The 22,613-nt window shown below is 73.2% G+C and carries 20 protein-coding genes and 1 tRNA gene; 12 read left to right on the top strand and 9 right to left on the bottom strand.

From position 1 onward, the window contains the following. Window positions 1–532 precede the first annotated feature (532 nt). Window positions 533–1,213, bottom strand: coding sequence for a phosphate signaling complex protein PhoU (gene phoU, locus C9F11_RS19085; protein ID WP_138960434.1), 681 nt, complete (start codon window positions 1,211–1,213; stop codon window positions 533–535). 295 nt (window positions 1,214–1,508) lie between these two features. Between phoU and C9F11_RS19080 the strand changes: the two genes are divergently transcribed. Together C9F11_RS19080 and C9F11_RS19075 are read left to right on the top strand one after the other, a co-directional pair. Continuing rightward, window positions 1,509–2,774: an ATP-binding protein gene (locus tag C9F11_RS19080; RefSeq protein ID WP_138960433.1), complete on the top strand. Its 1,266-nt coding sequence runs from the start codon at window positions 1,509–1,511 to the stop codon at window positions 2,772–2,774. Further along, window positions 2,771–3,451, top strand: a complete 681-nt coding sequence (locus tag C9F11_RS19075; RefSeq protein WP_030682312.1) for a response regulator transcription factor — start codon at window positions 2,771–2,773, stop codon at window positions 3,449–3,451. The genes C9F11_RS19080 and C9F11_RS19075 overlap by 4 nt, the downstream gene beginning before the upstream one ends. Window positions 3,452–3,636: 185 nt before the next feature. Here the strand turns inward: C9F11_RS19075 and C9F11_RS19070 are convergent, their stop codons facing one another. Beyond that, window positions 3,637–4,371 (bottom strand): DUF461 domain-containing protein, encoded by a 735-nt coding sequence (locus C9F11_RS19070; RefSeq protein ID WP_138960432.1) that lies wholly within the window; start codon window positions 4,369–4,371, stop codon window positions 3,637–3,639. 672 nt (window positions 4,372–5,043) lie between these two features. On the opposite strand from C9F11_RS19070, the gene C9F11_RS19060 reads away from it, so the two are divergent. The 7 genes from C9F11_RS19060 (at window position 5,044) to C9F11_RS19030 (ending at window position 12,005) form a co-directional block, all read left to right on the top strand. Beyond that, a complete protein-coding gene (locus tag C9F11_RS19060) occupies window positions 5,044–5,526 on the top strand; it encodes a CarD family transcriptional regulator (protein WP_003953493.1) in 483 nt (160 codons plus the stop codon). Window positions 5,527–5,918: 392 nt separating this feature from the next. After that, window positions 5,919–6,656 carry a 2-C-methyl-D-erythritol 4-phosphate cytidylyltransferase gene (gene ispD / locus C9F11_RS19055; protein ID WP_138960431.1) on the top strand — a complete coding sequence of 246 codons (738 nt, stop codon included), beginning with the start codon at window positions 5,919–5,921 and terminating at the stop codon, window positions 6,654–6,656. Next, window positions 6,646–7,146: a 2-C-methyl-D-erythritol 2,4-cyclodiphosphate synthase gene (gene ispF, locus C9F11_RS19050; RefSeq protein WP_030682302.1), complete on the top strand. Its 501-nt coding sequence runs from the start codon at window positions 6,646–6,648 to the stop codon at window positions 7,144–7,146. The genes ispD and ispF overlap by 11 nt, the downstream gene beginning before the upstream one ends. A 97-nt stretch (window positions 7,147–7,243) precedes the next feature. Continuing rightward, a complete protein-coding gene (locus C9F11_RS19045; RefSeq protein WP_138960430.1) occupies window positions 7,244–7,648 on the top strand; it encodes a PPOX class F420-dependent oxidoreductase in 405 nt (134 codons plus the stop codon). Window positions 7,649–7,727: 79 nt separating this feature from the next. Next, window positions 7,728–9,134: a cysteine--tRNA ligase gene (gene cysS / locus C9F11_RS19040; RefSeq protein WP_138960429.1), complete on the top strand. Its 1,407-nt coding sequence runs from the start codon at window positions 7,728–7,730 to the stop codon at window positions 9,132–9,134. A gap of 88 nt (window positions 9,135–9,222) precedes the next feature. Next, on the top strand, window positions 9,223–10,161 hold the full coding sequence (rlmB, locus tag C9F11_RS19035; protein ID WP_138960428.1) for a 23S rRNA (guanosine(2251)-2'-O)-methyltransferase RlmB: 939 nt from the start codon (window positions 9,223–9,225) through the stop codon (window positions 10,159–10,161). Between the two features lie 137 nt (window positions 10,162–10,298). Continuing rightward, the gene (locus C9F11_RS19030; protein ID WP_138966697.1) at window positions 10,299–12,005 is read left to right on the top strand and encodes a DoxX family protein; all 1,707 of its coding nucleotides are present in this window, start codon (window positions 10,299–10,301) and stop codon (window positions 12,003–12,005) included. A gap of 63 nt (window positions 12,006–12,068) precedes the next feature. Here C9F11_RS19030 and C9F11_RS19025 read toward each other — a convergent pair whose 3' ends face one another. The 3 genes from C9F11_RS19025 to ugpC all read right to left on the bottom strand — a co-directional run bounded on the left by C9F11_RS19025 (window position 12,069) and on the right by ugpC (window position 14,730). Next, window positions 12,069–12,782, bottom strand: a complete 714-nt coding sequence (locus C9F11_RS19025; RefSeq protein WP_138966695.1) for a nucleotidyltransferase family protein — start codon at window positions 12,780–12,782, stop codon at window positions 12,069–12,071. Between the two features lie 109 nt (window positions 12,783–12,891). Next, window positions 12,892–13,350, bottom strand: coding sequence for a hypothetical protein (locus tag C9F11_RS19020; protein ID WP_138960427.1), 459 nt, complete (start codon window positions 13,348–13,350; stop codon window positions 12,892–12,894). 243 nt (window positions 13,351–13,593) lie between these two features. Continuing rightward, window positions 13,594–14,730, bottom strand: coding sequence for a sn-glycerol-3-phosphate ABC transporter ATP-binding protein UgpC (ugpC, locus tag C9F11_RS19015; RefSeq protein ID WP_138960426.1), 1,137 nt, complete (start codon window positions 14,728–14,730; stop codon window positions 13,594–13,596). Window positions 14,731–14,940: 210 nt separating this feature from the next. Here ugpC and C9F11_RS19010 point away from each other — a divergent pair. Then, window positions 14,941–15,017: transfer RNA gene (locus tag C9F11_RS19010), tRNA-Thr, on the top strand. A gap of 53 nt (window positions 15,018–15,070) precedes the next feature. Here the strand turns inward: C9F11_RS19010 and C9F11_RS19005 are convergent. After that, window positions 15,071–16,492, bottom strand: coding sequence for an FAD-dependent oxidoreductase (locus tag C9F11_RS19005; protein ID WP_138960425.1), 1,422 nt, complete (start codon window positions 16,490–16,492; stop codon window positions 15,071–15,073). Window positions 16,493–16,605: 113 nt separating this feature from the next. Between C9F11_RS19005 and C9F11_RS19000 the strand changes: the two genes are divergently transcribed. Together C9F11_RS19000 and C9F11_RS18995 are read left to right on the top strand one after the other, a co-directional pair. Further along, entirely contained in the window at window positions 16,606–17,400 is a 795-nt protein-coding gene (locus C9F11_RS19000; RefSeq protein ID WP_138960424.1) for a thioredoxin domain-containing protein, read from the top strand. Window positions 17,401–17,464: 64 nt separating this feature from the next. After that, the gene (locus tag C9F11_RS18995) at window positions 17,465–18,373 is read left to right on the top strand and encodes an aminoglycoside phosphotransferase family protein (protein WP_138960423.1); all 909 of its coding nucleotides are present in this window, start codon (window positions 17,465–17,467) and stop codon (window positions 18,371–18,373) included. 30 nt (window positions 18,374–18,403) lie between these two features. On the opposite strand, the gene C9F11_RS18990 is transcribed toward C9F11_RS18995, so the two are convergent. The 3 genes from C9F11_RS18990 to C9F11_RS18975 form a co-directional block, all read right to left on the bottom strand. Further along, window positions 18,404–19,993, bottom strand: coding sequence for a hypothetical protein (locus tag C9F11_RS18990; RefSeq protein ID WP_138960422.1), 1,590 nt, complete (start codon window positions 19,991–19,993; stop codon window positions 18,404–18,406). A 133-nt stretch (window positions 19,994–20,126) separates the two neighbouring features. Beyond that, on the bottom strand, window positions 20,127–21,392 hold the full coding sequence (locus tag C9F11_RS18980) for a GNAT family N-acetyltransferase (RefSeq protein ID WP_138960421.1): 1,266 nt from the start codon (window positions 21,390–21,392) through the stop codon (window positions 20,127–20,129). A gap of 152 nt (window positions 21,393–21,544) precedes the next feature. Continuing rightward, window positions 21,545–22,552: a zinc-binding dehydrogenase gene (locus C9F11_RS18975; protein ID WP_138960420.1), complete on the bottom strand. Its 1,008-nt coding sequence runs from the start codon at window positions 22,550–22,552 to the stop codon at window positions 21,545–21,547. Window positions 22,553–22,613: the final 61 nt, after the last annotated feature.

Here is a 22,613-nt window from a genome sequence, read left to right as displayed (position 1 = left end):
ACGCGGAGCGCTGCGGGTGGTGCGCTTCGCGGGTGTGCGCGGGTGGTGGGACCGCCTCGGCGGTTTCGGCTGGTGGTGCGGAGGTCTGCCGCTGGTCGCTTCGGTGCAGGTTGCACCAGGGCCTCAGACGCGTGCCGCCCCCAGCTGATGCTGACAGGGCCGCGCCCGGGCGGTGGGCCCCAGGTGGCGCTCCGGCGGCTCCCGGGGCGGAGGCCTTTGGCCCGCCTTCCGTCCAGGCCTGGTGGGGGCGGGCGAGTGGGCCCGCCCCGGCGGCGCGCAGCGCGGCCACCCGTCACACCGGACAGCCCCCCCCCAGCGACGGGGGAGCCGCCTCCAAGGTCAAGCCCCGGAAGTCAGGCCTTCAGGGACCAGCCCCCCCGCGGGATCAGGCCCCCCGCGGGATCAGGCCCCCTGCGGGATCAGGCCCCAGAGGCCAGCCCCCAGAGATCAGGCCCTCCAAGGCGCAAGCCGCCCGAGGGACCAGACCCCCAGAGGCCAGGCCCCGCCACGGGCCGGCCCCGAAAGGAGGGGGTCAGCCCCCCTCCACAGCCGTGCTGCCCGGCTGCAGCTCATCCGCGTGTTCGCCCGTCACCAGGTACACCACCCGGTTCGCCACCGACACCGCGTGGTCCGCGAACCGCTCGTAGTAGCGGCCGAGCAGCGTCACGTCGACCGCGGTCTCGATGCCGTGCTTCCAGCGGTCGTCCATCAGGTGCTGGAAGAGCGTGCGGTGCAGCAGGTCCATCTCGTCGTCGTCCTGCTCCAGCTGGAGCGCCAGGTCGACGTCCTTGGTGATGATGACCTCCGCCGCCTTGGCCATCAGACGCTGCGCGAGCTGGCCCATCTCCAGGATGGTCGCGTGCAGGTCGCGCGGCACCGGCGACTCCGGGAACCGCAGCCGCGCGAGCTTCGCCACGTGCTGGGCGAGGTCGCCGGACCGCTCCAGGTCGGCGCTCATCCGCAGGGAGGTCACGACGATGCGCAGGTCGGTGGCCACCGGCTGCTGGCGTGCCAGCAGTGCTATCGCGCGGGCCTCCAGGTCGTGCTGGAGGTCGTCGACCTTCTGGTCGGCGGCGATCACGGTCTCGGCGAGCTTCAGGTCCGCGTCGAGCATGGCCGTGGTGGCGCGCCCGATCGCCGACCCGACGAGCCGGGCCATCTCGACCAGTCCCTCGCCGATCGAGTCAAGTTCCTCGTGGTACGCGTCACGCATCTGGCTGTCCCTCTCTCGTACGTCACAGGGGCGGGCCCCTACGTCATCAGGGGTTCTCCCCTACGCTCCCACGGTGTGGTGCGGACGCGTCCGTTACCGGCATCACAAGTGAATCGCCCCTGTCCTCCAGGTGAACGGTGGGATACGGCCCCTGTGCGGCGGAACCAACCGCTCCGCCGACCCGGCCACCCAAAATGAACCACCACTGTCCCCTCGGTGAACTCTGAGCGACGACTGTTCGAGGGGCCACTCGGATGGCTGTGGCTGGTGCTCCGACCACGCATAACCTTGAGGCATGGACGTGAACGCGGCGGTCGCCGCAGCGGCAGCGATCGCCGGAGTGTGCACCGGTGTCATCGCCATGCTGGCGTTCCGCTGGAGCGAACGCGACCAGAAACGCCCCACCAGGACTTCTTTGCACACCGACCCCGTACTGCCACCGGGCGTCGACACCGTGCTCTCCGTGCTGCGCTCCTCCGCCGTCGTGCTCGACGAGGCGGACAGCGTGGTCAAGGCCAGCTCGGCCGCGTACGCGCTCGGTCTCGTACGCGGCGGGAAGCTGGCCGTCGAGCCGATGCTCCAGATGGCCAGGGACACCCGGCGCGACGGCGAGATACGGCAGGTCGAGCTGGACCTGCCGCGCCGCGGCACCGGCAGGGGCGACGCCCTCGCGGTCTCCGCGCGCGTGGCCCCGCTGGGCTCCCGGCTCGTGCTGCTGCTCGTCGAGGACCTCACCGAGGCCCGCCGCATCGAGGCCGTGCGCCGCGACTTCGTGGCGAACGTGAGCCACGAGCTGAAGACCCCGGTCGGCGCCCTCAGCCTGCTCTCCGAGGCCGTCATGGACGCCGCCGACGACCCCGAGGCCGTCGAGCGCTTCGCGGGCCGGATGCAGAACGAGGCGACCCGCCTGACCAACCTCGTGCAGGAGCTGATCGACCTCTCCCGGGTGCAGAACGACGACCCCCTGGAGGACGCCGAGCCGGTCCGCGTGGACGAGCTCGTCGCCGAGGCCATCGACCGCTGCCGCCACCAGGCGGGCACGAAGCAGATCACGATGGCCGCGGGCGGCACCGCCGACCTGCACGTCTGGGGCAACCGCGGCCAGCTGGCCGCGGCCCTCGGCAACCTCGTGGAGAACGCCGTGAACTACTCGCCCGCCCGCACCCGCGTGGGGATAGCCGCCCGGCGGGTCAACGCCCCCGGCGGGGACCTCATCGAGGTCGCGGTCACGGACCAGGGCATCGGCATCTCGGACAAGGACAAGGAGCGCATCTTCGAGCGCTTCTACCGCGTCGACCCGGCCCGCTCCCGCGCCACCGGCGGTACGGGACTCGGCCTCGCCATCGTCAAGCACGTGGCGGCCTCGCACGCCGGGGAGGTCACCGTGTGGAGCTCGGAGGGACAGGGCTCCACCTTCACCCTGCGCCTGCCCGAGGCGGGTGCGACCCGCGAGCGCGGAGCCGGCCACGGTTTCGGCGACGAGAGGGCGCACCAGGGCGCCGGGCCCGACGACACAACCGCATACGAACCCATTCCTGCCGCCCCGGAGGTCCTTCCGTGACCCGAGTGCTCGTCGTCGAGGACGAGGAATCCTTCAGCGACGCCCTGTCGTACATGCTCCGCAAGGAGGGCTTCGAGGTCGCGATCGCGGCCACCGGCCCGGACGGACTCGACGAATTCGAGCGCAATGGCGCCGACCTCGTCCTGCTCGACCTGATGCTGCCGGGCCTGCCCGGCACGGAGGTCTGCCGCCAGCTGCGCAGCCGCTCCAACGTCCCGGTGATCATGGTCACCGCCAAGGACAGCGAGATCGACAAGGTCGTCGGACTCGAAATAGGAGCCGATGACTACGTCACCAAGCCGTTCTCGTCGCGCGAGCTGGTCGCCCGCATCCGCGCCGTCCTGCGCCGCAGGGGCGAGCCGGAGGAGGTCACCCCGCAGGCCCTGGAGGCGGGCCCGGTCCGCATGGACGTCGACCGGCACGTCGTCACGGTCTCCGGCTCCAAGGTCGACCTGCCCCTCAAGGAGTTCGACCTCCTGGAGATGCTGCTGCGCAACGCGGGCCGCGTCCTGACCCGCATGCAGCTCATCGACCGCGTCTGGGGCGCCGACTACGTGGGCGACACCAAGACCCTCGACGTCCACGTCAAGCGCCTGCGCGCCAAGATCGAGCCGGACCCCGGCGCCCCCCGCTACCTGGTGACGGTACGAGGCCTGGGCTACAAGTTCGAGCCGTAAACCACCCCACAGGGAAGCGCCCCGAGCGGGAGCCTCCCGAAGGGGCGCGGGGCTGTGTCAATGTGCGGCTCCGCCGCGTGGGCGCGCCCAGCCACACACGGCCCGCGGGTCAGAACAACAGCACGTACGGGAGAGGGCAGGAACCCCGAAGGGTTCCTGCCCTCTCCCGTACTACGTGCGCGGCCTCAGTGCCCCGCGGCCTCGTGCGAGGCCCCCGCGTCCGCGTCCGCCCCATTGGCCGGGGCCTCCGCCTCACCGGAAGGGTTGCCCGACGGAGTCCCGGAGGCACCCTCGGACGGCTTGCCCGAGGGCTTCCCGGAAGGCTTGCCGGAGGGCTTCCCGGACGGGGAGCCGGACGGCTTGGCGTCCGGCGCCTTCGGGAGCTCGCTCGGCCCCCACTTCTCGAAGTAGCTCTCGGCCGGCACGACGAACGTCTTCAGCTTGACGTCGCCGGTCTTGTCGAAGCCGAAGGTCACGGGCTGCGCGTTGCCGTCCTTGACGGCCTCGCGGCTGCTCGGCAGGACGGCGGACGCGTTGTCCTTGCCGCCGATGACGACGGAGCCGTGGGCCGGGATGACCAGGCCGCCGCCCTTGCCCTTCTTGCCGGGGCGGTCGCCCTTGGCGGGGCTCAGGGCGGCCTTCTTGCCCGTGCCGTCGACCGTGATCGACTCCAGGGTCTGGGCGGTACGGCCGTTGTTGAAGACGGTCGCGGAGATCACCGCGGGACCGGTCGACTCGCGGTCCGGCTGCGTGATGATCATGGCGTTCTGGATCTTGATGTCGCCGACGGCGGTCGCCGCGTTGTCCGGCTTGATCTCGATCGTCTGGGCGTTGTTCCCGGCACCGCAAGCGGTGAGCGAGGCGAGCGAGATCGCGAGGGCGGTGGCGGCGATGGCGCCGCGTCGAAGGCTGCGGCTCACGGCGGCGGCAACTCCTTGAACGTGGGCGATACGGGCGGGCGGTTGCCCTAAGGGTGTGTCAGCGCGCTTAGGTTACCGAGCCGTTCCCGCACCGCGGCACCCGACCCGCCCCTACGTGCCACCAGCCTCCGGCGCCTCCACCGCCCCGCGCTTCCCATTGGCCTCACGTTTCGGCATTCGTATAACCGCGTCAGTGGCGTCTCGGGGATTTCCGGTAAGGAATGCGGGGCGGGCCGGAAATTGATCAGCGTCCGGATCGCCGTCGTATCGCCGCCGTATCGGCAAGCGCATCGGAGCGCGCTTCCGGCGCGGGGGCGCCCGCGCTTCTTGATCAATTCTGGATTCGCCCCCGCGCGGCCCGTACTTCGCCGCTCACCGGCGGGCGTACACGTGTCCCCGGTCACCGAACGGAGTAGCGGAAGTTCACCTGAGGGAACCCGGCAAACCGGGACGTTCGTCCCCTTGGGGCGCTCTCGCGGGGTGTGTAACGTGGGCGTTTCACCGTCGCCGGAGAGCGGCTCCGACCTGCGAATACCCCCTTCCGCAGCCGGTCCGCAGCACGTTCCTGTTGCTGTTGTCAAGCCCCGAGATATGCCCTGACCTGCGAAAACGCCATTCAGAAGACGCCGTATCCGTGTTACCCTGGATAGCCACGGAAGGGGTACCTGTCACATGACGTTCAAGGTTGGCGACACCGTGGTCTATCCCCATCACGGGGCCGCGCTGATCGAGGCCATCGAAACTCGTCAGATCAAAGGCGTGGACAAGACCTACTTGGTGCTGAAGGTCGCCCAGGGCGACTTGACGGTACGTGTGCCAGCGGACAACGCGGAGTTCGTCGGTGTGCGTGATGTGGTCGGCCAGGACGGCCTGGACCGGGTCTTCGAAGTACTGCGCGCGCCGTACGCCGAGGAGCCCACGAACTGGTCGCGTCGCTACAAGGCAAATCTCGAGAAGCTCGCCTCCGGCGATGTCATCAAGGTCGCGGAAGTCGTCCGTGACCTGTGGCGCCGGGAGCGGGAGCGCGGACTGTCCGCCGGAGAGAAGCGCATGCTCGCCAAGGCCCGTCAGATCCTGGTGAGCGAGCTCGCGCTCGCGGAGAACACGAACGAGGACAAGGCCGAGGCCCTGCTCGACGAGGTCCTCGCGTCCTGACGACCGAAGCCGTCGCTCCGGCGCGTGCGGACACCGTGCCCCACCTGGGCACGCGTCCGGAATGACTCCGGGATGAAGGAACTGCCGCAGTGCCCGCCGACCCCACAGGGTGTCGCCGGGCACTGCGGCATGTTCATACCCAAAAGCGCTCGTACGCAGGGCAAAGCGCTCGTACGCACCTCACGCCCGGGATCCGGGGCCAGGCCACGCCCTGTCGTCCCCCGGACTTCACCGGCGGTTGGCGGGCACGGAAAGATCCCCCGGTACTTTGGCGTGCCGGGCTCGGGCAGCTGGCTCGACCAGATGTCACGGAAGGGTCCGGTCAAGGCGTCGCGCCCGGCACGGTGTGGCCATACCCATGTCGGCCGAGCGCACAAACCTGAACGGAACCGATGTCTGACGTAACCTCTCGCACCGCGGCCGTGATCCCCGCCGCGGGCCGCGGCGTACGCCTCGGCCCCGGTGCTCCCAAGGCCCTGCGCGCCCTCAACGGCACGCCGATGCTCGTCCACGCCGTGCGCGCCCTGGCCGCCTCGCGCGCCGTCACGCTCGTCGTGGTCGTCGCCCCGCCGGACGGCGCCACCGAGGTCAAGACGCTGCTCGCCGACCACGCGCTGCCCGAGCGCACCGACGTCGTCGTCGTGCCCGGCGGCGCCACTCGCCAGGAGTCGGTGAAGCTCGGCCTCGACGCCCTCCCGCCGGACGTCGGCGTCGTCCTCGTGCACGACGCGGCCCGCCCGCTCGTGCCCGTCGACACCGTCGACACCGTCATCGAGACCGTCCGCGACGGGGCGCCCGCCGTGGTGCCCGCGCTGCCGCTCGCCGACACCGTCAAGGAGGTCGAGCCCGGTGCGCCGGGGGCGCCCGAGCCGGTCGTCGCCACGCCCGAGCGCGCGCGGCTGCGCGCCGTGCAGACGCCCCAGGGCTTCGATCGCGCCACCCTGGTCCGCGCCCACGAGGCCGACGTCGTCGGCGAGGGCGCCACGGACGACGCCGGGCTCGTCGAGCGGCTCGGTGAGCCGGTCGTGCTCGTCCCCGGCCACGAGGAGGCGTTCAAGGTCACCCGTCCCCTCGACCTCGTGCTCGCCGAGGCCGTACTCGCCCGCAGGAGGGCCAACGATGGCTTCTGAACCGCTGCCGTACCCGCTGCCGCAGGTCGGCGTCGGCACCGACATCCACGCCTTCGAGGACGGCCGCGAGCTGTGGTGCGCCGGGCTCAAGTGGGAGGGCGAGGGGCCCGGACTCGCCGGGCACTCCGACGCGGACGTCGTCGCGCACGCGGCGTGCAACGCGCTGTTCTCCGCCGCCGGGCTCGGCGACCTCGGCGCCCACTTCGGCACCGGCAGGCCCGAGTGGGCCGGGGCCTCGGGGCTCACACTGCTCACCGAGGCCGCGCGGATCGTCCGCGAGGCCGGTTTCACCATCGGCAACGTCTCCGTTCAGGTGATCGGAGACCGGCCGAAGATCGGCAAGCGCCGCGAGGAGGCCCAGAAGGTCCTCTCGGACGCGGTGGGCGCCCCGGTCTCCGTCTCCGGCGCCACCACGGACGGCCTCGGCTTCCCCGGCCGCGGCGACGGGCTCGTCGGCATCGCGACGGCGCTGGTGGTCCGTACGGGCTGAGACAGGTCCGAAACCCGCCCCGCCCCGTGGTGCGGAACCGCAGGATCCGATAGGGGTACGACTCGTCCAGCGATCAACCAGGCCGAGGAGCGAAGCCATGTCCGCCGCACTGTCCGACGACCTCAAGTCCCTGCTCGACACGCCCGTGTTCGTCACCGTCGCCACCATCCAGCCCGACGGCAGCCCCCAGCTCTCACCGGTCTGGGTGAAGCGCGACGGGGACGACGTCCTCATCTCCACCACCGTCGGGCGGCAGAAGGAGAAGAACCTGCGCCGCGACCCGCGCGTGACGGTGCTCTTCCAGCCCTTCGACGCCCCGTACACCTACGCGGAGATCCGCGGCACCGCCGAGCTGACCACCGAGGGCGGCCAGGAGCTGATCGACGAGCTGTCGCGGAAGTACACGGGCAAGGACTACGCCGACTTCAACCCGGCGTCCAAGGACGACGCACAGCGCGTCGTCGTCCGCGTGACGCCCCGCAAGGTCGTCGGCCGCATCTGACGGGCCGGAACATCACGGTTGCGTGCCCCGTGTCCCCCAGGGGAGCGGGGCACTGCCCGGCGCCCACTACCCTGGAGTGGTGACGATTCGCCTGTACGACACCAGCGCCCGGCAGATCCGTGACTTCCAGCCCCTGACCCCGGGCTGTGTCTCGATCTACCTCTGTGGTGCCACGGTGCAGGCGGCCCCGCACATCGGGCACATCAGGTCGGGTCTCAACTTCGACATCATGCGCCGCTGGTTCGCGTACCGCGGCTACGACGTGACGTTCATCCGCAACGTCACGGACATCGACGACAAGATCATCCGGAAGTCGGCGGACCAGGACCGCCCCTGGTGGTCCATCGGCTACGAGAACGAGCGCGCCTTCAACGACGGCTACGACGCCCTCGGCTGCCTCCCGCCCACCTACGAGCCGCGCGCCACCGGCCACGTCACCGAGATGGTCGAGATGATGCGCGGCCTCATCGAGCGCGGCCACGCCTACGAGGCCGACGGCAGCGTCTACTTCGACGTGCGCTCCTGGCCGCGGTACCTGGAGCTGTCGCGCCAGGACCTGGACAAGATGCAGCAGCCCAGCGAGGAGGGCATCACCGGCAAGCGCGACCCGCGCGACTTCGCCATGTGGAAGGCCGTCAAGCCGGGCGAGCCCGCCTGGGACACGCCCTTCGGCCCCGGCCGCCCCGGCTGGCACCTGGAGTGCTCGGCCATGGCCCACAAGTACCTGGGCAGCGCCTTCGACATCCACGGCGGCGGCATCGACCTGATCTTCCCCCACCACGAGAACGAGATCGCCCAGGCCAAGGCCTTCGGCGACGACTTCGCGACGTACTGGGTGCACAACGCCTGGGTCACCATGAGCGGCGAGAAGATGTCCAAGTCGCTCGGCAACTCGGTGCTCGTCTCCGAGATGGTCAAGCGCTGGCGCCCCATCGTCCTGCGCTACTACCTGGGCACCCCGCACTACCGCTCGATGATCGAGTACAGCGAGGAGGCCCTGCGCGAGGCCGAGGCGGCGTTCGCCCGCATCGAGGGCTTCACGCAGCGCGTCGTGGAGCTGGCCGGGGGCGTCGTGGAGCCCGCGGCCGAGGTGCCGCCCGCGTTCGCCGACGCGATGGACGACGACCTGGGCGTCCCGCAGGCGCTCGCGATCGTCCACACCACGGTCCGCCAGGGCAACTCCGCGCTCGCCGCGGACGACAAGGAGGCCGCCGTCGCGCGGCTCGCCGAGGTGCGGGCCATGCTGGGCGTCCTCGGCCTCGACCCGCTCGACCCGCACTGGGCGGCGGCCGGCGGCGAGGGCTCGGGCGAGGAGCTGAACGGCGTGGTCGACGCCCTGGTCCGGCTCGTGCTCGACCAGCGCGAGGCCGCGCGCGGCCGCAAGGACTGGGCCACCGCCGACGCCATCCGCGACCAGCTCGCCCAGGCGGGCCTCGCCATCGAGGACAGCCCGTCGGGGCCGCGCTGGACGCTCGGCTCCCGCTAGCGGGACCCCGCGAATGTGCCGCCCGGCGCGCCGGGCGGCACACTGCATTGCAGAGACATACGTACGTAACCCGAGGAACAGGTAGGTCATGGCCGCTAACAACCGCCGCATGTCCGGCAAGAAGGGCGCGCAGGTCGGCAGCGGCGGCAAGCGGCGCCGGGCCCTCGAAGGCAAGGGGCCGACGCCGCCCGCCGAGATGCGCAAGGGGCACGCCAAGCAGCGCATCGCGCAGGCCCAGGCGCGGCGCGCGCAGGGCCGCCCGCAGCGCCGCACCGGCGGCAAGTCCGCGGCCGAGATGGTCGTCGGCCGCAACCCGGTCGCCGAGGCGCTGCGCGAGGGCGTGCCCGCCACGACGCTCTACGTCCAGCAGTTCATCGACAACGACGAGCGCGTCCGCGAGGCCATCCAGCTCGCCGGCGAGCGCGGCGGCATCCACCTGATGGAGGCCCCGCGGCCCGAGCTGGACCGCATGACCAACGGCCTCAACCACCAGGGCCTCGTGCTCCAGGTGCCGCCGTACGAGTACGCGCACCCGGAGGACCTCGCCGCGGCGGCGTACGACCAGGGCGAGGACCCGCTGATCGTCGCGCTCGACGGCGTGACGGACCCGCGGAACCTGGGCGCCGTGGTGCGGTCCGTGTCCGCCTTCGGCGGCCACGGCGTGGTCGTGCCCGAGCGCCGGGCGGCCGGCATGACGGCGGGCGCGTGGAAGACGTCCGCCGGTACGGCAGCGCGCACGCCGGTGGCGCGGGCCACCAACCTCACGCGGGCGCTGGAGGCGTACAAGAAGGCGGGCATCGCCGTCGTCGGCCTGGCCGCCGACGGGGAGCACGAGATCGGCGAGCTGGACGCCCTGGAGGGCCCGGTCGTCATCGTCGTCGGCAGCGAGGGCAAGGGCCTCTCGCGCCTGGTCGGCGAGACCTGCGACTTCCGCGTGCGGATCCCCATGCCGGGCGGGGCCGAGTCCCTGAACGCGGGCGTGGCCGCGGGCGTGGTGCTCTACGAGGCGGCCCGCCGCCGGGCCTGAGCCCGGTGCGCCGACCCCCGCACACCGGCCGGGCCGCGGGCCCGCCGGTGGCGGGGAATGGTGGGGTTTGACGGGGTCCGGACAGATCCGGGCGGTCAAGGCAGTGTCCAAACCTCGCGTCACTCGGTTAGATGAGTGTGGACACCAGAACACCCCGCACACCCACGGGGGGACGCTCGTCAGGGTTCGACGACACCCCCGCGCTGAGCATGGTGAAGGTGCCCTGCGACCCCGCGCAGGTCATCGTCAATCACGCGAGCTTCCGCGTCCAGCTGCCCCCGGCGGGCCGGACCCGATCGCCGCGCGTCGCCCGCCATGTGAGCGCCGCCGAGGAGACCATGCGCATGCCCGCGGTGGGCGCGGCGGGCGGCGGGGCGCGCCGGCGCGCGCCGGTCGTCTGGAGCGGTAAGTCCGAGCCGGGTGACCCCGGCGCGGGCGGGCTGCTGCAGGCCGTGCGCGGCAGCGGGGTGCGCCGTGCGGCGGACGTGACGGCCGGCGGCGATCCGCAGGCCACCCGCGTCGGCTACGACGACGGCGGTGCCACCCAGGTCATCCCGCGCGTCGACGTCGACGATCCGTACGGCGACACCGTGCAGACCCCCGCCGTGGGCACGCGCGGCGGCGACCACGGCCCCACCCGGCTCCTGCCGCAGATGCGCATGCCGGGCAGCGCCGACGACGAGGCGCACGCCGACGATCCGTACGACGACGGCTACGGGGACGAGGCCGCCGACTTCGCCGAGGACGCGGCCGAGCGCCGCGCCGGGAAGCCGCCCAACGGCGTGCGCCACGCGTACTACCCGGGGCGCCGCCTCAACCTCGGCGTGGTGCTGCTCCCGCTGCGCGTCTTCCTCGGCTTCATCTCCATCTACGCGGGCATGGGCAAGCTCTGCGACCCCGTCTACTTCGACGGCGGCGAGCGCGGCTCCATGGTCAAGTGGCTGAACTCGCTGCACCCGTGGGCGCTCGCCGAGCCGCTGCGGGACTGGGCGCTCCAGCACCCCGTGGGCGCGGGCCTGGTCATCGCCTTCCTCCAGGTGATCGTCGGCGTCCTGACCGTGCTCGGGCTCTGGCAGCGGGTCGCCGCCGGGGTGGGGATGCTCCTGTCCATCGCGCTGCTCGTGACGGTGAGCTGGAAGACCGTCCCGGCGTACGACGCGCCCGACATCATCTATCTCGCCGCCTGGTCGCCGCTGATCATCGCGGGCGCCCCGGTGTACTCCGTCGACGCCCGGCTCGCCGGGGAGGCCTGGCGCACGCTCGGGCCGCGCGCCGCGCTGTGGGAGCTGCGCCGCCGGGTGCTGCGCAGGGGCGGGCTCGTCGGCACCGTCGTGGTCGGTCTGACGCTGCTCGTCGGCTCGCTGCTCGGCGGGGCGGTGCGGGACGCGGACCGCGTGACCGTGCCGGGGCCCGGCGAGTCGCCGCGCAACGAGCTGCCGGGCTCCCCGCTGCCGGGCGACCCGGACGGCAAGCGCGAGCGCCGCAGCGATCCGCGCAGCCCCTCGGCCGCCGCCGGGACGCCGACGCAGGGCACCACGGCGAGCCCCTCGCAGGAGGGCGCCACCGGCACGCCGGACGCGGCCCGCGAGACGGGCAGCGTCAGCGGCACGGGCAGCAGGCCGAGCGCGACGCAGGGCACCGGCGAGCAGGCTCCGGCGCAGCAGCAGCCCGCGCCGACCCAGGAGCGTCCGCCCGCCGCCACCAGCGGCCCGACGTCCAGCGGCGGCACGACCGGCGGCGCCGGGCCCAGCGGCGGCACGACCGGTGGCACCACCGGCGGTTCGGACGGCGGCACCGGCGGCAGCGGCGGCCGCCCTGGCCTGCTCGGCGGCGTGCTCGGCTGAGGTGGTCGGTCGCCTGCGGGTTCGTCGTGGCTGGTCGCGCAGTTCCCCGCGCCCCTTCGGGCGCTACTGCGCGGCCAGTTCCTTGGCGGCCTCGGTGAGGTCCTTCGCGGTGTCGATGGCGCGCCAGTAGGCGCCCTGCGGCAGCGGGAAGCCCGCCAGGCGCTTCTCGCGGGCCAGGCGCGGGAACGTGGTGCGCTCGTGGTCGCCGAGGTCCGGGAGCAGGGCGGTGAAGGCCGCGGAGAAGACGTACACGCCCGCGTTGATGAGGTACGGGGACGGCGGGGCCTCGATGAAGTCCGTGATGTGGCCGAACGCGTCGGTCTCGACGGCGCCCCAGGGGATGCGGGGGCGGGCGAGGGCGAGCGTGGCGGTGGCGTCGCGCTCGGCGTGGAAGGCCGCCATGTCGCGCAGCGAGAAGCGGGTCCAGATGTCGCCGTTCGTGGCGTACCACGGCTGGTCGGTCTTGGGCAGGTGGGCGGCCGCGTACTTCAGGCCGCCGCCGCGGCCCAGGGGCTCCGTCTCGACGACGGTGGTGACCTTGAGCGGCAGGTCGGCGCTCGCCAGCCAGTCCTGGAGGACCTCGGCGAGGTGGCCGCAGGAGATGACCGCGTCCGTCACGCCCTCGGCCGCGAGCCAGGCCAGCTGGTGGCCGATGATCGGGGTGCCCGTGCCGGGGATCTCGACCATGGGCTTGGGGCGATCATCGGTGTACGGGCGCAGCCGGGAACCCTGGCCGCCGGCCAGGACCACGGCCTGCGTGGGCATTGCTGTGTGGATGTCACCGGTGGTCATGGCGGAACCCTACGCGTTGGGGCGCGCAGGGTTCCGACGTGGCCGGCGCTGACAGGGGGCGCTAGGGGTGGGGCCGGGGTCGGCCCGGTGCTCCTCAGTTGTTGTGGTGGGCGGCGACGCCCGCGGCGAAGGACGTGTCGCAGACCGGGCGGGCGTACGACTGGGCGCGGCTCGGGCCGTAGGCGCGGACGGCGGCGCGGCCGAGGGCGCGGGCGATGGACACGCAGTGCTTGGCGAGCGACGGGTGCCGGTCGACCTCCTGCTGGAGGTGGGTGAGGGCGACGCCCGGGTTCTTCTCCTGGAGTTCGAGGAGGAGGCGGTCGCGCACGATCTCGTGGGGGCCGCGGGACCTGGCCGGCGCGGAGAGGTCGCCCGCGGACGCGGTGAGGACCGAATCCGATGAGCTGCCGGACCAGTTGACCCGGGTGACCGCGAGCGTGCCGGACAGCACCAGGACGACGGGCAGGACGAGGGCGAGTGTGCGCCCGATGCGGCGGCCGGGGCCGCGGTGGCCTCGGCGCGACTTCTGGGTGTAGTTGGCGGAGTGCGTCACGCGAGTGAGGGTAGCGCTAGGTGATGATTTGGCGACATTTAGTCACCCGGTTGGGTGAGGGGGAATGTGGTTTGGCGAAGTGGATGTTGACGAACACCGGGCGAAATGACCGATGTGCCGGGGTATTTGTCGACAACGCGCTGAGATGTCCCGGAGCGCGCGAAGGGCCCCGTGCCTGAGCACGGGGCCCTTCGGGCCGGTTGACGTCGGGGAAGCCCGGCGCTTGCCGCGCCCCGGGGGACGTCAGTCGGTGAGGCGCTCGCCGGTGGAGGTGGAGAAGACGTGGGTCTCGCCCGGGCGCGGCACGACGTGGAGCAGGGCGCCCTTCTCGGGGACCTGGCGGCCGTTGACGCGGACCACGAGGTCCTTCTGCTCGCCGCCGACCTCGGCGGTGCCGTACACGTAGCCGTCGGCGCCGAGCTCCTCGACGACGTTCACGGACACGGCGAGACCGGCCGGGGCGTCCTCGGACTCCTTGGTGAGGGTCTTCGCGGCGCCGCCGTTCTGCTCGACCACGTCGAAGTGCTCGGGGCGGACGCCGACGGTGACGGTGCGGTCGCCCTTGTCGGCGGCCGCGGCGAGGGCCTCGCGGTTGACCGGCACCACCGAGTTGCCGAACTTCACGCCGCCGTCGGTGATCGGGACCTCGACGAGGTTCATGGCGGGCGAGCCGATGAAGCCCGCGACGAAGAGGTTCGCCGGGCGGTCGTACATGTTGCGCGGCGAGTCGACCTGCTGGAGCAGACCGTCCTTGAGGACGGCGACGCGGTCGCCCATCGTCATGGCCTCGACCTGGTCGTGGGTGACGTACACGGTGGTGATGCCGAGGCGGCGCTGGAGCGAGGCGATCTGCGTACGCGTGGAGACGCGGAGCTTGGCGTCGAGGTTCGACAGCGGCTCGTCCATGAGGAAGACCTGGGGCTCGCGGACGATGGCGCGGCCCATCGCGACGCGCTGGCGCTGACCGCCGGAGAGGGCCTTCGGCTTGCGGTCCAGGTACTCGGTGAGGTCGAGGATCTTCGCGGCCTCTTCGACCTTCTGCCGGATCGTGGCCTTGTCGACGCCCGCGATCTTCAGGGCGAAGCCCATGTTCGCGGCGACCGTCATGTGCGGGTACAGCGCGTAGTTCTGGAACACCATGGCGATGTCCCGGTCCTTGGGCGGCAGGTGCGTGACGTCGCGGTCGCCGATGCGGATCGCGCCGCCGTTCACGTCCTCCAGGCCCGCGAGCATGCGCAGGGAGGTGGACTTGCCGCAGCCGGACGGGCCGACCAGGACGAGGAACTCGCCGTCCTCGATCTCGATCTCGAGCCCGTCGACGGCGGGCTTGGTGGAACCCGGGTAGATCCGGGTCGCCTTGTCGAACGTCACAGTGGCCATGGTGAGGGCCCCCTTCACCGGCAGGAACGTGCCGGACGATCCGAGTAAAGGATGGGTCTAGTCCAGTCGTCTGGACTGCCCGTGACGCTACCCCGCTGGTCACCGCTCTGTCAGTAGTCCGGAGGGGATGACCTTCGACGAGATTTTCGACTGCGGTGGGGGTCCCGTTGGTTACACTGCACGGGCACGGCCGCACAGGGGCCCGTGCAGGCCTCCTTAGCTCAGCTGGTCAGAGCGCCGCTCTTGTAAAGCGAAGGTCGTCGGTTCGAATCCGACAGGGGGCTCCACACACCGTCCTCGCGAACCGTTTCCGCTGGGGCCGCCGCGGGGCCGTCCCGGCTCAGCCGCGGCCGGTGAGGCGGTCCGCGAGCCGGGCCAGGCGCGTGGTGCGCGCCGCCGGCCGGGCCAGCTCCCTGCGGTCGGCCGCGCGGTACGCCGCGTACAGGCCGTGCACCCCCAGCCAGCGCAGCGGCTCCGGCTCCCACTTGCGCACCCGGTGGTCCACCCAGGCGAGCCCGGTCAGGTCCGTCGCGCCCGCCTGGCCCGCGTCCCGCCGCACCAGGTCCCGCAGCGTGCGCCCGGCGAGGTTGGCGGTGGCGACGCCGGAGCCGACGTAGCCGCCCGCCCAGCCGAGGCCCGTCGCCCGGTCCAGGGTGACCGTGGCGCACCAGTCGCGCGGCACCCCGAGGACGCCCGACCAGGCGTGGTCGACGCCGACGCCGGTGAGCTGCGGGAAGAAGCGGACCAGGAGCTCGCGCAGGGCCTCGACGGTGGCGGCCTGGGTGCGGCCAGGGTTGGCCGCGGTGTCGGTCTGGGAGCCGTAGCGGTAGGGCACGCCCCGGCCGCCGATGGCGATGCGCCCGTCGGCGGTGCGCTGGGCGTACATGTACGCGTGCGCCATGTCGCCGAGGGTCTCGCGGCCCGCCCAGCCGAGGGTGTCCCACACCTCGTCGGGCAGCGGCTCGGTCACGATCATCGAGGAGTTCATCGGCAGCCAGGTGCGGCGCTGGCCCTTGAGGGAGGCGGTGAAGCCCTCCGTGCAGCGCAGCACGTACGGGGCGCGGACCGTGCCGTAGGGGGTGACGGCGTGCCGGGGGCGGATCTCCGTGACGGGCGTCGACTCGTGGATGCGCACGCCGAGCGCCTCGACGGCCGCCGCGAGGCCCTTGACCAGCTTCACCGGGTGCAGCCGCGCGCCGTGCGGCGTCCAGGACGAGCCGACCGCCCCGGCGACGCGCACCCGCTCGGCCGTCTCGCGGGCGCCGCGCAGCACCCGGTCGCTCTCGCCGTACGCGAGCTCCGCCGCGTGGAAGGCCTTGAGGCGGGCCAGCTGGGCCGGTGTGCACGCGACTTCGAGGACGCCGCCGCGGTGGATGTCGGCGTCGATCCGCTCCTCGGCGGCGACCCGGACGACCTCGCCGACCGTGTCGTTCATGGCCCGCTGGAGGCGGACGGCGGCCTCGTGGCCGTGCAGCGCCGCGTACCGGTCGCGGCCCGCGATGCCGTTGTAGAGCCAGCCGCCGTTGCGCCCCGAGGCGCCGTAGCCGCAGAACCTCTGCTCCAGGACCGTGACGCGCAGGGACGGGGCCGCCTTCTTCAGGTAGTACGCGGTCCACAGGCCGGTGTAGCCGCCGCCCACCACGCAGACGTCGGCGCTCGCGTCGCCGCCGAGGGGCTCGCGGGGCGCGGGCAGGCCGTCGTCCGCGTACCAGAAGGAGATGCCGCCGTTCACGGTGTCCGTGCTGCTCAAGGGGCTGCTCATGGGGCGGGACGTTACTGCGCGCGCGGAGCTCTGGGCAGAGGTCGGATAGATTTCCGGTACTTCGGGTGCCCTCAGTGGTACGTGGCGATTTCAGGAGTTCTGGAGGGCTTTTCATGGCCGTACGCAAGGCCGGGCGCATGGCCGCTTCGGTGGCCGCCGTGGCGCTGCTCGGTGCCGTGGTCACCGGGTGCGACTCCGACGACGACGGCGACGGCGACTGGATGGGCGGGGGCAAGAAGTCCCCGTCGGCCTCCGCCGAGCCGTCCGACCCGGCCGCGAAGTCGCCGTCGCCGTCGCAGGACACCGGTCCGGCGGCGAAGGTCCCGCCCGCCTCGGTGAACGACCTCGCGAAGGTCCCCACCGCTGTCAAGGGCGGCGTGATCACGGTCGGCGAGCCGTCCGCGAAGCACACGGTGAAGGTGTACGAGGACCCGCGCTGCCCCTTCTGCAAGAAGTTCGAGGAGAACGGCGCGCAGGCGCTCGTCGCGCCGCTGGCCGCGGGCGACGTGAAGGTCGAGTACACGATCGCCTCGTTCCTCGACAACAACTTCGGCGGCGACGGCTCCAAGAACGCCGCCAACGCGCTGCGGGCCGCCGTGGACACGGGGAAGTTCCCGCAGTTCCACTCCGCGCTCTTCACCAACCAGCCCGAGGAGAGCGACGACGGCTTCACGCCCGCGTTCCTGCTGAAGGTGGGCGCGGCCGCGGGCATCAAGGACGCCGCGTTCGACAAGGCGGTCACCGCCAACGCGCACAAGGCGTGGGTGGCCACCGCCATGAAGGCCTTCACCGCCGACGGCGTCTCCGGGACGCCCACGGTCGAGATCGACGGCAAGAAGGCGCCCGCCGACTCCCTGTACGACAAGGCCGACTTCGCGAAGGCCCTCAAGGACGCCGGGGTCTCCTGAACGAGCCGGGTGGCCGGATTTAATCGGGCGCGGCCCTCGCGGCACCCTGCGTAGGGTCGCGCCTGTGATCGAGATCCACGTACCGGACGCCCTGGTCGAATCCCAGCACAAGTACGCGGGGGAGGCGGGCCGCGCCTTCGTCGCGGGGCTGCCGGAGCTCGCCGCGCGGACCCTGGAGCGCTGGGAGCTGACGCCCGTGGGCGCCTCCATGCACGGCATGGCGGCGCTCGTGCTGCCCGTGGAGCGCGCCGACGGCTCACCGGCCGTGGTGAAGTTCCAGGTCCTGGACGAGGAGACCGAGGGCGAGCCGGTCGCGCTGCGCGTGTGGGACGGCGACGGCGCGGTGCGGCTGCTCGACCACGACGCCGCCACCGGCACGATGCTGCTCGAACGGGCCGGTGACGGCCGGGAGCTGACCCGGTTCGCCGAGGCGGGCAAGGACGAGACCCGGGGGGCCGTCCTCGTCGTCGCGGAGCTGCTCGCGCGGCTCACCGCCGGGCCCGCGCCCGCGGGCATGCGCACGCTCGGCGCCATCGCCGGGCAGATGCTCGACGACACCCCGGCCGCGCTCAAGGAGATCGCCGACCCGGCCGACCGGGCGCTCGTGGCGCGGTGCGCGGACGCCGTGCGCGAGGTCGTGGGCGAGCCCGGGGACCGCATGCTCCACTGGGACCTGCACTTCGGCAACGTCCTCGCGGCCGGGCGCGAGCCGTGGCTCGCCATCGACCCCAAGCCCCTCGCGGGCGACCCCGGCTTCGATCTGTGGCCCGCCCTGAACGACCGCTTCGACCCGGACGACGCGCGCTGGCGCTTCGACGCGATGACGGAGGTCCTGGGCCTGGACCGGGAGCGGGCGCTCGCGTGGACGCTCGGGCGGGTGCTCCAGAACGCGCTGTGGGAGGTGGAGGACGGGCGTCCGGCGCCGGAGGAGGACCTGGAACTGGCGCGGCGGCTGCTCGCGAGCCCGCTCTAGTTTCTGGGCGGGCCGGTCCCGGGCGGGCCGTCAGCGGGCGTCGCGCACCGCGCCGCCGACGGCGGCGCGCAGGCCCGCGTCGCCCGGCATCTCCTGGGCGAAGTACCACCAGAAGGTGCCGCCGACGCTCGACGGATAGCCGAGGGCGGCCGCGTAGTAGCGGCGGGCGACCCGCCGCCGGGCCGCGGCCGGGTCGTCCTCGTCGAAGGCCCAGTAGAACCGGGACGTGTCCGCGTTCCAGTAGCCCAGTTCGCCCAGGCCGACGCGCCGGCCGGGGAAGTCGGCCGCGAGCCGCGTCATGACCTGGTCGAAGGCGAGGCCGAGCGGGGCGTCCTCGATCCAGCTGGACAGGAGCACGACGTCGATGTCCTCGCGGACCGCGCGCGGCAGGTTCGCGCGCGGCCAGGTGAACGCCGACCAGCGGGCCGCGTCCGTGCCGAGCTGCCAGTACAGGGTGAGGACGACATCGGCTCCGGGCCGCTTCTTCCGTACGTACGCCGCCGCGTCCGCGATCTTGTGCCGCATGCGGTCGCGCGGCGGCAGGAGCTTGTCCGTGCAGTCGCCGTCGGCGGTGGTGCGGGAGTCCGTCCAGCAGCCGTTGACCTCGTTGCCGACCTCCCAGGCCTCGATCTCCGGGAACGCGTCGACGTACCGCTTGATCCGGGCCAGATAGCCCGCGCGGGTGCCGAGTTCGGGGTGCTCGGAGCCGTTCGCGTACGCGGAGTCGACCGGCTGGCCGAGGACCTTCAGACCGGCGGCGTGGGCGGCTGCCACGGCCTCGCGGTAGCGCCGGGGGACGGGCGCGCGGGGGTCGTCGTCCGCGTCGAAGACGATCCGGGCCCAGCCGTGCGGGCGGGTCAGGCGCCCGGCGAGCGGTGCCCACCGCTTCGGGTCCGCGCCGTCGGCGACGGTGACGCCCGTCCACGGCGCGTGCGTGCGCCGGGCGCGCGGCCCGTACTCCTCCAGGAGCAGCCCGTACGCCGTGTCGATGGCGCTCAGGGCGCGCTGGCCGTGCTTGCCCCGGCCCGCGTCGGAGTCCGCGGCGTCGGCGCGGGCCAGCTCGCGCGCGGCCGTGCGGCGGGCGGCGGTGAAGCGGGCCGAGCGGCGGTAGGCGGGGCGCAGGGCGAGGGCCTCGTCCAGGCGGCGCTCGGCGTCCTTGGCGGCGGCGTGGTTGAAGACGACGGTGGTGCCGTGGGTGAAGCCCTTGCCGCCGTTGTCGAGGACGACGGTGGAGAAGCCCTGGTCGGTGGGCCAGTTGAGGGCGAGTGCCGCGGGTCCGCCGCGGCCGGGCAGGTCGAAGCGGAGCCGCCGCCCGTCCTCGTACAGCGGGAAGTCGTCGAGGACGCGCAGGGTGCGCGGGTCGACGAGGGCGTCGCTGTCGGAGCCGCCGCTGCCGTGCGTGACGGCGCGGGCCCGGCCGGGGGTCAGGAGCGTGCCGTGGCCCTGGGGGTCGTAGAACTTCAGCGCCACGGTCCGGCCCGCGCCGCCGGTGTCCGTGGCGGTGTGCAGGCCGGAGCCGGAGCCGCCCGGGGTGCAGCCCGCGGCGAGGCCGAGGGCGAGCAGCGCGGCCGGGGCCTTCCGGTTGACCCGCGGCCGTCGCCCGTGGCTTGCCGCGCTCATGATTCGTACCGCCGCACCGGCCGACGTCCCTCTCATCCGCACCCTGATCCGTGAACTCGCAGCGTACGAGAAGGAGCCGCAGGAGGCCCGCGCCACCGAGGAGCAGCTGCACGAGGCGCTGTTCGGCGGGCGGCTAGAACGCGTCGACCGTGTGCGGCAGCAGCGCGGTCGTGAGCGCCGCGTCCAGGGCGGCGGCCGCGCCCGGCGTGTGCTCGGTGACGGTGCCCGCCCGTACGAAGGACACGAGCGGCGCGCCGCCGAGGTAGGCCGAGCCGAGGTCCCGCACGTCGAGGGTGAGGTCGGCGGGGGCGTCGGTCGGCTCGTACGCCGCCGGGCCGTCCGCGTCGGTGACCGTCAGGCGGAAGCGGCCCTCGTTGGCGGGGAGCTGGGGGTCGCGGACCTCCAGGACCAGGTCGGCGGGGGCCGCCCAGGAGCGGGCGAGCAGCGCGGCGCGCACGTCGACGAGCCGGACCCGCAGGCCCGGGTACTGGCCCGTCACGCGGACCTGGTCGCGGTCCCCGGCGAACAGGAGCAGCGGGTCGTCGAGCGGGCGGCCCCACGCCTGGATCAGGCCGGTCAGGTCGATCGACGCCAGATAGCGCCACAGTGCGGCCTCGGCCTCCGGCGTGTCCGCCTCCAGCTCGTCCAGGCGGACCAGGCCGGGGGCGTCGTCGCGGCCCTTGGTGCGGTAGATGGCGTACCCGGTGACGCGCTCGGGGTCGGCCGCGTCTCCGAGGACCACGACGCGCGGGGGCGACAGGTCGTCGTCGTCCTCGTCCTCCGTGGCCATCCATTCCTCGCGCCACCAGGCCTCGGTGCGGTCGATGCGGCCCGCGCGGGCGGCGCGCGTACGGTCGTAGTACTCGGCGAGCAGCGCGGGGGCGGCCGCCGGGTCCACCAGGCGCAGGGGTCCTTCGGCCGGGGTGATCCGCAGGGCCAGGGGGCGCTCGGACTTCACCTCGACGGTGTTGTTGTACGTGGCCGGGCCGAAGCCGAAGCGGCCGTAGATCGCGTCCTCCGAGGCCCACAGCGCCGCCAGCGGACGGCCGCTCGCGCCGCATCTCTCGAAGAGCGCCGCGACCATGCCGGAGAGCACGCCGCGGCGGCGGTGCGTGGGCGCGACGGAGACGAACGTGACGCTGGGGCACGGCAGTTCGCCGCCCGGCACGGACATGGTGAAGCGGAAGGCGGCGAGGAGGCCGACCAGGGTCTCCCCGTCGTACGCGCCGACGCGGTCGCAGCCGCGCAGCAGGTCGTGGTGGTGCTTGCGCTTCTCGTCCTCCGGGGTCTCGTGGAAGGCGAGGTAGACCAGGTCGAGGGCGCGGTCCAGATCGGTGTCCGGCAGGTCGCGGAACGTGATGGTGGTGGACGGGGCCGGGCTGGGGGGTGCGGAGTCCATAATCCGGACGGTAGTTCGCGAAAGCCGCATGGGCATCCGATTTTTGCCGGAGTGGGACCGCGCATCCCGGGCGGGCCCGGCTCGGCGGATCGGGCGGGCCCGGCCCGGGGGCCCGGCGGATCGGACGGGCAGGGGGACAGCCGGGTGGGGGCTCAGGGGATCAGGACCACCTTGCCCGTGGTGGCGCGGGTCTCCAGGGCGCGGTGCGCCGCGGCCGCCTCGGCCAGCGGGAAGGTCTGCACGGCGGGGGTGAAGTAGCCGCCCTCCCAGGCGCGCAGGGCGGCCAGCTCCAGGGTGCGGACGGGGTTGTCGCCGCCCGCCCTCTCCAGCATGGCCCCGCCGAGCGGGTTGATCCGCGTGATGCCGCGCGCGGCCAGCTCCTCGTCGGTCAGGTCCACCGGGCCCTTCTTCTCCGACCAGCCGAAGGTGAGGTGGGTGCCGCCGGGCCCGAGCAGGTCCACGGCGGCCCGGCCCGCGTCGCCGCCCACCCCGTCGAGGACCACGGTCGCGGCGCGGCCGCCGTCGCCCAGGCCCTTCAGGAACGCGCGGACCTCGTCGGGCCAGGCCGGGTCGGTGTAGTCGACGGCCAGGTCGGCGCCGTTCGCGGTGACGCGGGCCGTCTTGGCGGGCCCGCCCGCGAGCCCGATGACCGTGGCCCCGGCGTGCTTGGCGTAGCTCACGAGCAGGGTGCCGATGCCGCCCGCGGCGGCGGGGACGACGACGACGGAGTCGGCGTCGAGCTCCGTGAACTGGAGGATGCCCATCGTCGTGCGCCCCGTGCCGATGAGCCCGACGGCCTCGGGGAAGCCGAGCCCTTCGGGGAGCTCGTGCAGCCGGGCGGCCTCGGTCACGGTCAGCTCGGCGTAGCCGCCGGGGGCGAAGCCGATGTGCGCGACGACGCGCCGGCCGGCCCAGGCGGTGTCCACGCCCTCGCCGACGGACTCGACGGTGCCCGCGACCTCGCGGCCCGGGACCGTCGGCAGCTCGGGCAGCTGGGGCAGCGGGCCCTGCTCGCCCTCCCGGACCGAGGTGTCGAGCAGGTGCACCCCGGCCGCCGCGACGGCGATCCGCACCTGGCCCGGGCCGGGCGTGGGGTCCTCGACGGTCTCGTACGTGAGGTTCTCGGCGGGGCCGAAGGCGTGCAGACGTACGGCGTGCATGGCGAACTCCTCAGGGACGCGGGCTTGCTGGACCGGCGGGGGCCGACCACCACCCACCCTT

This window comes from Streptomyces sp. YIM 121038, from assembly GCF_006088715.1.
In the GTDB taxonomy this organism is placed as follows: domain Bacteria; phylum Actinomycetota; class Actinomycetes; order Streptomycetales; family Streptomycetaceae; genus Streptomyces.
This window is presented reverse-complemented; position numbering and strand designations above follow the sequence as displayed.